Source organism: Pontibacter brevis (assembly GCF_054779655.1).
In genome coordinates this window covers 1-7,501 of sequence record NZ_BAAGXV010000050.1, presented here as the reverse complement: position 1 = coordinate 7,501, position 7,501 = coordinate 1, and the positions used below count along the sequence as shown (strand labels likewise).

Here is a 7,501-nt window from a genome sequence, read left to right as displayed (position 1 = left end):
GGCACAAGGTCTTTTACCCTTTCCCATTGCTCGTTTGTCAACTCCATGAGAAACCAACATATTAACTCAAGCTGGGATTCCCATTTTTGAGATAGCCTCTAGTGTCAGATACTGCATGTTTCCGCATGCAAAGCAGGTTTTATACGTGGGAAGTTTTGAGGCTTCCTTTACGTTCACTAGAAAAAAAGCCCCTGTCACTAACAAGTGGCAGGGGCTTTTCAACCATGGTATGGTACGGGAGAGCGACGGGCTTATCTGTTTCGGCCTTTTGACCTGCCAGCTGTTCCTGGCGTGCCTGAGGCGCCTCTGCCTCTACCCTTGGCTTCATTTGACTTTCCGGTGCCGCGACTTGTTTTGCCGGCTGCCCCTTTCTTTCGGAGTGAAGCGGATTTTGGATTGATAAACACGTCTTTGGGTTTGGCTGGCGCACCCTTCGGCTTGCCGGAGGAGGCAGCATTTGGTCTGCCCGAAGCCCGTTTTGGAGTTTCAGGGGCTTCTTCGAAATCAAAATAAGAGGCATCTTCTGTGTTCACAGATTCAGACACGAGCTGGTGCAGCGTGTCGGTTTCTTCCTGGGTGAGGTAGCGCCAGTTGCCCACAGGCTGGTTGCCCAGTTTTATGTTCATCACCCGGATACGTTTCAGCTTGACTACCTTGTAATCCAGCGCCTCGCACATCCTTCGAATCTGGCGGTTCAGGCCCTGTGTCAGGACAATCCGGAAGACGTTTTTGCCCTGCTGTTGTACAAGGCAGGGCTGTGTCACAGTGTCGAGAATGCGCACGCCACTGCTCATTTTTGACACGAACTCCGGTGTCAGAGGCTTGTCTACCGTTACAATGTATTCTTTGTCGTGCTTGTTTCCTGCCCGCAGTATTTTGTTGATGATGTCGCCGTTGTTGGTCAGCAGGATAAGTCCTTCTGTGGGATTGTCCAGACGCCCAATCGGGAAGATGCGCTTCGGGAAGCCTATAAAATCAATGATGTTGTTTTTGTCTTTCGTGTCAGTGGTGGTGGTTACACCAGCAGGCTTGTTGAAAGCGATGTAGATAGGCTTGTCAGTCGGTTTTTTGGACTTGATGGTTTCACCGTCTACGGCTACTTTATCGCCGGCTTTCACAGTAGCTCCCATCCGGGCAGTTTTGCCGTTGATGGTGACGCGCTTTTCATCAATGTACCTGTCGGCCTCTCTTCTGGAGCAAAAGCCAGATTCGCTTATGAATTTGTTTAACCGTGTGGTGGTATCTTCGGACATGGGTATTTCTTAAATGGAATATGCTTAACTGGAAGAACGTATTGTTATGTTTACGGAATTCAAGAGAGCAGCGGCAGTATAAGGCGGGGCCATCTCTCCGGGTTCAATAATATTCCTGCTGTACTATTGTCAGGGATACATGCGCCTGTAGCTCAGGGGCTGCGTGATTGCTGGTTATCAGCACGGGTAAAGGTTGTGCCTGCCGGAAAAGCAGGCTTCGCACAGGCAGGCTATTTCCTGCTTATCATTCTGATGTAGAGGTCTTCTACCTTCTGGCGTGCCCAGGGCGTTTTGCGGAGAAATTTTAAGCTGGACTTGATGCTGGGGTTGTTGTTGAAGCTGTTGATGTTAATTTTATACCCCAGCTCTTCCCATCCATAGTAATCCACTAACTGCACCAAGATCATCTCCAGTGTCCGGCCGTGCAAAGGGTTGTTTTTCTGTTCTTCCATCGTATTGTGCGCAAAATTAATTAAATACAGCATAGGAAACACTGTAGCTTCTGTTAATTATAGCGCAAAACAGGTGTGGAGGTTCAGCATAGGAGGGGGAGAGTTGAAAAGCGCGCTCCCGATTAACCCGGTAGATAAATTCACCAGATTTCACAGGAACGCGCTTTCAAAATGCTTTTGAGCTTTGGGAGGAAACAGCTGTGCCGCTCTGCTTGTTGGTGTTTAGCTCTCGAAACCTTCCAGCACCAGCATCTTTGTGTTGGCTGCTCTCTGGCGGATAGCCTTTGCTTTGGTATACTCAGGGGAGTTCCACCATTCCTTTGCCCGCTCTACTGATGGGAACTCCAGCATTACGATGCGGTTTGGCTTCCAGTCGCCTTCCAGTGTTTCGTACTGGCCACCGCGCACAATAAACTTGCCATCGTAGGCGGCCAGGGAAGCGGGGGTTAATTTTTTATACTCTTCATAAGTAGCCGGGTCTGTTACCTCAATTTCTACTAATACATATGCTGCCATAGTGTTCTTTATTATTTATTGTTGAAAAAGAGCTTAGCCCTTGCTACAGCTTCTTTAAGATACTTGCTTATTTATTCACTTTGAAGTGATATGTTGATGTGAGGGGCCGATAAACAGCTGCCCAGCTTTTTAAGCTACCACTCCGCAATTGTCATAGCTTATTTGATTTTTACTTTCTTATTTTTCGCACTTTCCGGCGTGTCTCCATAGAAAAGGAAGGGTGGCTTTCTGTGCTTCGTGCCTTGTTCGTAGGCGTAAGTAAGCCGGATAAGGCTTGGCTCGTCATACATTCTGCCCAGGAATTGCAGGCCGGCTGGCAGGTTCTCATAGGTGTACCCCATCGGTACGGTAAAGGCAGGTTGCCCGGTATGCGGGGCAATAATCTGGCTGTTGTCTCCTTTGTAGCCTTTAAAGTCACCTACTCTGGCAGGCGGGTTGTTCCAGGTAGGGTAAATTAGGGCCTCCACCTGGTTTTTATCCATAGCCGCTACCACTGCGTTCCGGAAGGCAATTCTTCTCGGATCTGTGTAGGCATCACCACAGGCATGTGTTGCTTCATCTACATGCTCTGCCTGCTCAAATTCGTACTTCAGGTTTTCTTTTATGTAAGGAGAAAACTTGCCTGAAGTTATCACATCTTCCAGGCTGCTCACCGGCACGCCCTCACCTAAAGAAAAAAGATACTGGTTTATGTCCTGCCTGAACACAGAGCACCACTGGTTTTTGCTCAGGCTGGTAAAATTTTCCACTTCTACAGAGTCCACCACAATGGCCCCGAGTTTTCGCAGGTCCGCTATGGCCTGTTCAAAAAGCGCCTTCACCTGCGGGTCAGGGTCCTTTTCGCTCAGGGTTCTGAACACCCCGATGCGGGCACCTTTCAACCCATCCTTGTCTAGGAACTGACGGTAATTCTCCGGCACTTTTCCCTCGCTGTACCTGGTGAGTGGGTCAGCCGGGTCATAGCCGGCAATTACTTCAAGCACCCTGGTGGCATCCGCCACAGTGCGTGCCATGGGCCCGCCAACATCGTTGCGCAGGTACAGGGGCGCAATGCCGTGCCGGCTGGTTAAGCCTAAGGTGGAGCGGAAGCCTACGAGGGCATTATGAGAGGATGGGCCTCTGATAGAGTTACCAGTGTCGGTACCAAGGCCTACAGTGCCCATGTTAGCCGCCACAGCTGCTGCTGTGCCCCCGCTGGAGCCAGCCGGAACGTGGTTCAGGTTGTAGGGGTTCAGCGTTTCGCCGGCAATAGAGCTAATGGAAACCATCGGGCTGAAAGCCCACTCCGCCATGTTGGACTTGGCCAGCACAATCGCACCGGCGTCTTTCAAGACCTTAACCTGGTATGCATCTTCGGAAGGAGCAAAGCCTTTCAGCGCCAGTGAACCAGCAGTGGTCTGCAGGCCTGCCGTATTGTAGTTGTCTTTAACGATAATCGGAATGCAATGCATTTTCCGGAGTTGCTTTGTCCGGGCAAACTCCTGGTCCAGTTCCCGCGCCCGTGCCAGTGCCTCGGGGTTGGTTACCACAATGGCATTGAGCTTGGTAGGCTGGTCAAAAGATTTAATGCGGTTCAGGTAGGTAGTTACCAGCTGTTCACAACTGCAGGTGCCTTCCTGAAATGCCTGGTGTATGTCTGCAATGGTTGCCTCCTGTACGTTGAATGTCTTTTTTGCTGTGCTGCTCTTTGCAGTGGTGCCTATTTCCGCCGGGGGGGTACAACTGTTAATAATAAAGAGGCAAAGCAAACAATATAAAACTGAAGAAAACTTGAAGCGCATGGGCTTTTAATTTAATTGTCAGAAGTAAAGCTACAGGTATTATGGCTATCTGGAAAGGTGTTGACCTGAAAAAAAGTTATGGGAATGTTAACAGGAGATAAACTCCGGAGGCGCCTTATGTTGTAACATAGGAATACTTTCTCAAATTAAGCTTAACTTTAAGTGCTGACCTGCCACGGAGCAGTAATGCCTTCCAGCTTTTGTTTATAAAGAATGATAATTGAGTAACGAATGCCAAAGTTTTACCAGGCCATAGGCTTTGCTTTGCTTGTGGCTATCACCCAGACATCCTGTTCCAGTACAAAAGGAGCAGCCGCACAACAGCCAACGGCCACTGCCAAAACAGAAAATACGGAGAGAGCCAGACCAGCTGCAAAAAGCGGTATCAAAAACTACAACGAAGTCATTACCAGAGACGCTGTTTCTGATAAGGGACTCTTTACCGTCCATAAGGTTGGGGACAAGTACTACTACGAAATACCCGATTCGCTCCTGCAGCGCGACTTTCTCTGGATAAGCCGTTTTGCCAGTCTTCCTTCCGGGTTGGGTGGCGGCTACGTGAATGCGGGCTCTTCTGTGAATGAGCAGATGGTGGTATGGCAGAAGTTTAACGATAAAATCGTGCTGAAGACAAAGTCTTACAGCGCGGTGGCTGCCGATACCCTGCCCATCAGCCTTTCGGTGCAGGCCAACAACTACCAGCCCACCATTTACGCCTTCGACATTGCCGCGCTGTCCAAAGACTCAGCAGGTTATGTCATTGATGTCACCAAGTTCTTTTCCAGTGATATCAAAGTCATCAGTGGGCTTACCGCCGATATGCGGAAAAATTACAAGGTGAGTAAACTGGATGAGAGCCGCAGCTTTATTCACAGTGTGAAAAGCTTCCCGCTGAACATTGAGGTGAAGCAGGATTTTACCTATGATGCCGCGGAGCCGCCATCTAACGCAGCCACAGGCTCTATCAGCCTGATGATGAACCAGTCAATGGTGCTGTTGCCGAAAGAACCAATGCAGCCCCGCCTGAACGATTACCGCGTCGGCTACTTTACCATCCGGCAGATTGACTATGGCTCAGAAGCCCTGAAAGCCGATGAAAAGTCGTACATCCGCCGCTGGAGGCTGGAGCCCAAAGACGTTGAAGCATATAAGCGGGGCGAACTGGTGGAGCCGGTGAAGCCTATCGTCTATTACCTGGACCCTGCCACTCCTGCCAAACTGCGCCCTTATATTAAAGCAGGTGTGGAACAGTGGCAAAAGGCTTTTGAAACAGCCGGGTTCAAGAATGCCATTATTGCCAAAGACCCGCCTTCGCCGGAAGAAGACCCTGATTTCAGCCCGGAAGACGTGCGTTATTCTGTGATACGCTACGTAGCCAGCACTACCCGCAACGCCGTTGGGCCGAGTGTGTCAGATCCGCGCTCCGGCGAGATAATAGAAAGCGATATCATCTGGTACCATAACCACCTGCGCTCTTACAGAAACAGGTACTTGCTGGAGACTGGCGCAGCCAACCCGAATGCCCGCACGCTTGATACACCTATAGAAGACCTCGGTGAAATGATGCTGGAGGTGATTACGCATGAAGTAGGCCATGCGCTCGGCTTGCCGCATAACATGAAAGCCAGTGCTGCCTATCCAACAGACTCACTGCGTTCAGGAGCATTTACCCAGAAGTATGGCATTGCCGCCACCATCATGGATTATGCCCGCTACAACTATATTGCCCAGCCCGGTGACCAGAACATCCGGTTCATTCGCCAGCTAGGCCCTTACGACCATTATGCTATTAACTGGGGTTACCGTTACCTGCCTGATGCCAATAGCGCAGAGGAGGAGGTGCCGACATTATCTAAATGGATAACAGAACGAACAGGCGACCCGGTTTACCAGTTCGGTAGCGGAAGCGGCGGTTACGACCCCGAAAGCCAGACAGAGGGTATTGGCGCCAACATAGTGGCGTCCAGCACCTACGGCCTGAAAAACCTGAAGCGGGTGGCACCAAAGCTGTATGAGTGGACCGCAGCTCAAACCAATGATTACGATGACCTGGAAGAACTTTACGGTGAACTGATAGGCGTTTGGAGCCGCTACATTGGGCATGTGGTCACCAACGTGGGTGGGGTGCACGAAAACCGCCTGAAGCCGGAACAGACAGGTTATATTTATACGCCTGTAGCTGCCAAAACACAGGCAGAGTCAATGGACTGGCTCCTGAAGAATGCCTTTTCTTCGCCGGAGTGGCTGCACCAGGCCAACATCAGCCGCAACATTCACCACGCCAGCTATGTGGAGAGCATCCGCAACCTGCAGGAGCGCCACCTGAACAACCTGCTCTCGGCAGACAGAATGGCCCGCCTGATGGAAAATGACGTGAACAACGTAGGTTATAATGCCCTTGATATGGTGCGGCAGCTGCAGCGTGGCATCTGGAGCGAAGTATACAGCGGGGCAAAAATAGATATTCACCGTCGAAACCTGCAAAAGGCTTACCTCGACCGCATGAACTACCTGCTGAACGAGGAGCCGGCCCGCAGCAACCGTAACTACGGAACACCAGTTGAAATCAGCCAGTCTGATATCCGTTCTATTGTAAGGGGGGAGTTAGTAAAGCTGCAGCGCCAACTCAGAAGCGCCCAGAGCCGCTACAACAACGACCTCAGCCGGTACCATGTAGATGATGCCATTGTGCGGATTGAGAATATTCTGAACCCGAAGAAAGCGTAATCCTGCATTACTCGCATTTAATAAATGAAAGCCCTTCCGGTTGGAGGGGCTTTTCATTTTTAATTAGAGTTGAATCTTTTATCTATAATCACGAAATCATATATTAGAATCTAAACATGGGACATAATGATTACAAATATTCCTACAGGAAGTGATTTTGAGAAGGCTGCCAAAGAGTGCTTAATCCAAGCATTTCAGCTAATCTATAAGACAGATGAAGAAATAGATGTTTTTAGTTCTAATAGTTTAGACATTCCTGATTTTGCAGAAAATGAATTCAATGAAAATTACTTCTCATTTTGGCTACATAAACAGTCTGTATTAAGAACTACAATAATATTGATACAGCAAAGTCATGAGCTATTTATGAAGGGGGCTATTGCACAAGTTTCTCCTCTTCTACTTCTAGAGAATAAGAGGACAGAGTGGCCCACTTTATATAAGCATCATGATAAGGATTTTAATAGTCTTTACACATTAAATGCAGAGAGTCTACTTCACACTTATAGTGCAGTTTTGAAGGAACCTGCAGCTGAGGAGTTAATTAGATTTGTGGACGAAGTAAGAGTGCTGAGGAATAATTTTCTGAGCTGTACATAATCCGCAATTTCCGCTGCATTGTACTGCTGTTGTTGCATCATGTTCTTTTTGGATGATGTCCAGTTGTCTAGAGGCTATCTCAAAAATGGGAATCCCAGCTTGAGTTAATATGTTGGTTTCTCATGGAGTTGACAAACGAGCAATGGGAAAGGGTAAAAGACCTTGTGCCAGA

6 protein-coding genes are annotated in these 7,501 nt (G+C 49.0%); 2 read left to right on the top strand and 4 right to left on the bottom strand.

What is annotated here, in order from left to right; genetic code table 11:
- Positions 1–251 precede the first annotated feature (251 nt).
- From rluF to ACYVB1_RS13120, 4 genes are all read right to left on the bottom strand, one after another.
- Positions 252–1,253, bottom strand: coding sequence for a 23S rRNA pseudouridine(2604) synthase RluF (rluF, locus tag ACYVB1_RS13135; RefSeq protein ID WP_460924224.1), 1,002 nt, complete (start codon positions 1,251–1,253; stop codon positions 252–254).
- Between the two features lie 230 nt (positions 1,254–1,483).
- A complete protein-coding gene (locus ACYVB1_RS13130) occupies positions 1,484–1,705 on the bottom strand; it encodes a VF530 family protein (protein WP_460924222.1) in 222 nt (73 codons plus the stop codon).
- Between the two features lie 222 nt (positions 1,706–1,927).
- The gene (locus ACYVB1_RS13125; RefSeq protein WP_460924220.1) at positions 1,928–2,221 is read right to left on the bottom strand and encodes a DUF1330 domain-containing protein; all 294 of its coding nucleotides are present in this window, start codon (positions 2,219–2,221) and stop codon (positions 1,928–1,930) included.
- A 158-nt stretch (positions 2,222–2,379) separates the two neighbouring features.
- Positions 2,380–4,002: an amidase family protein gene (locus ACYVB1_RS13120; protein ID WP_460924218.1), complete on the bottom strand. Its 1,623-nt coding sequence runs from the start codon at positions 4,000–4,002 to the stop codon at positions 2,380–2,382.
- A gap of 231 nt (positions 4,003–4,233) precedes the next feature.
- On the opposite strand from ACYVB1_RS13120, the gene ACYVB1_RS13115 reads away from it, so the two are divergent.
- Positions 4,234–6,729, top strand: a complete 2,496-nt coding sequence (locus ACYVB1_RS13115) for a zinc-dependent metalloprotease (RefSeq protein WP_460924216.1) — start codon at positions 4,234–4,236, stop codon at positions 6,727–6,729.
- A 126-nt stretch (positions 6,730–6,855) separates the two neighbouring features.
- Complete coding sequence (locus tag ACYVB1_RS13110; protein WP_460924214.1) at positions 6,856–7,329, top strand: hypothetical protein; 474 nt, start codon at positions 6,856–6,858, stop codon at positions 7,327–7,329.
- Positions 7,330–7,501: the final 172 nt, after the last annotated feature.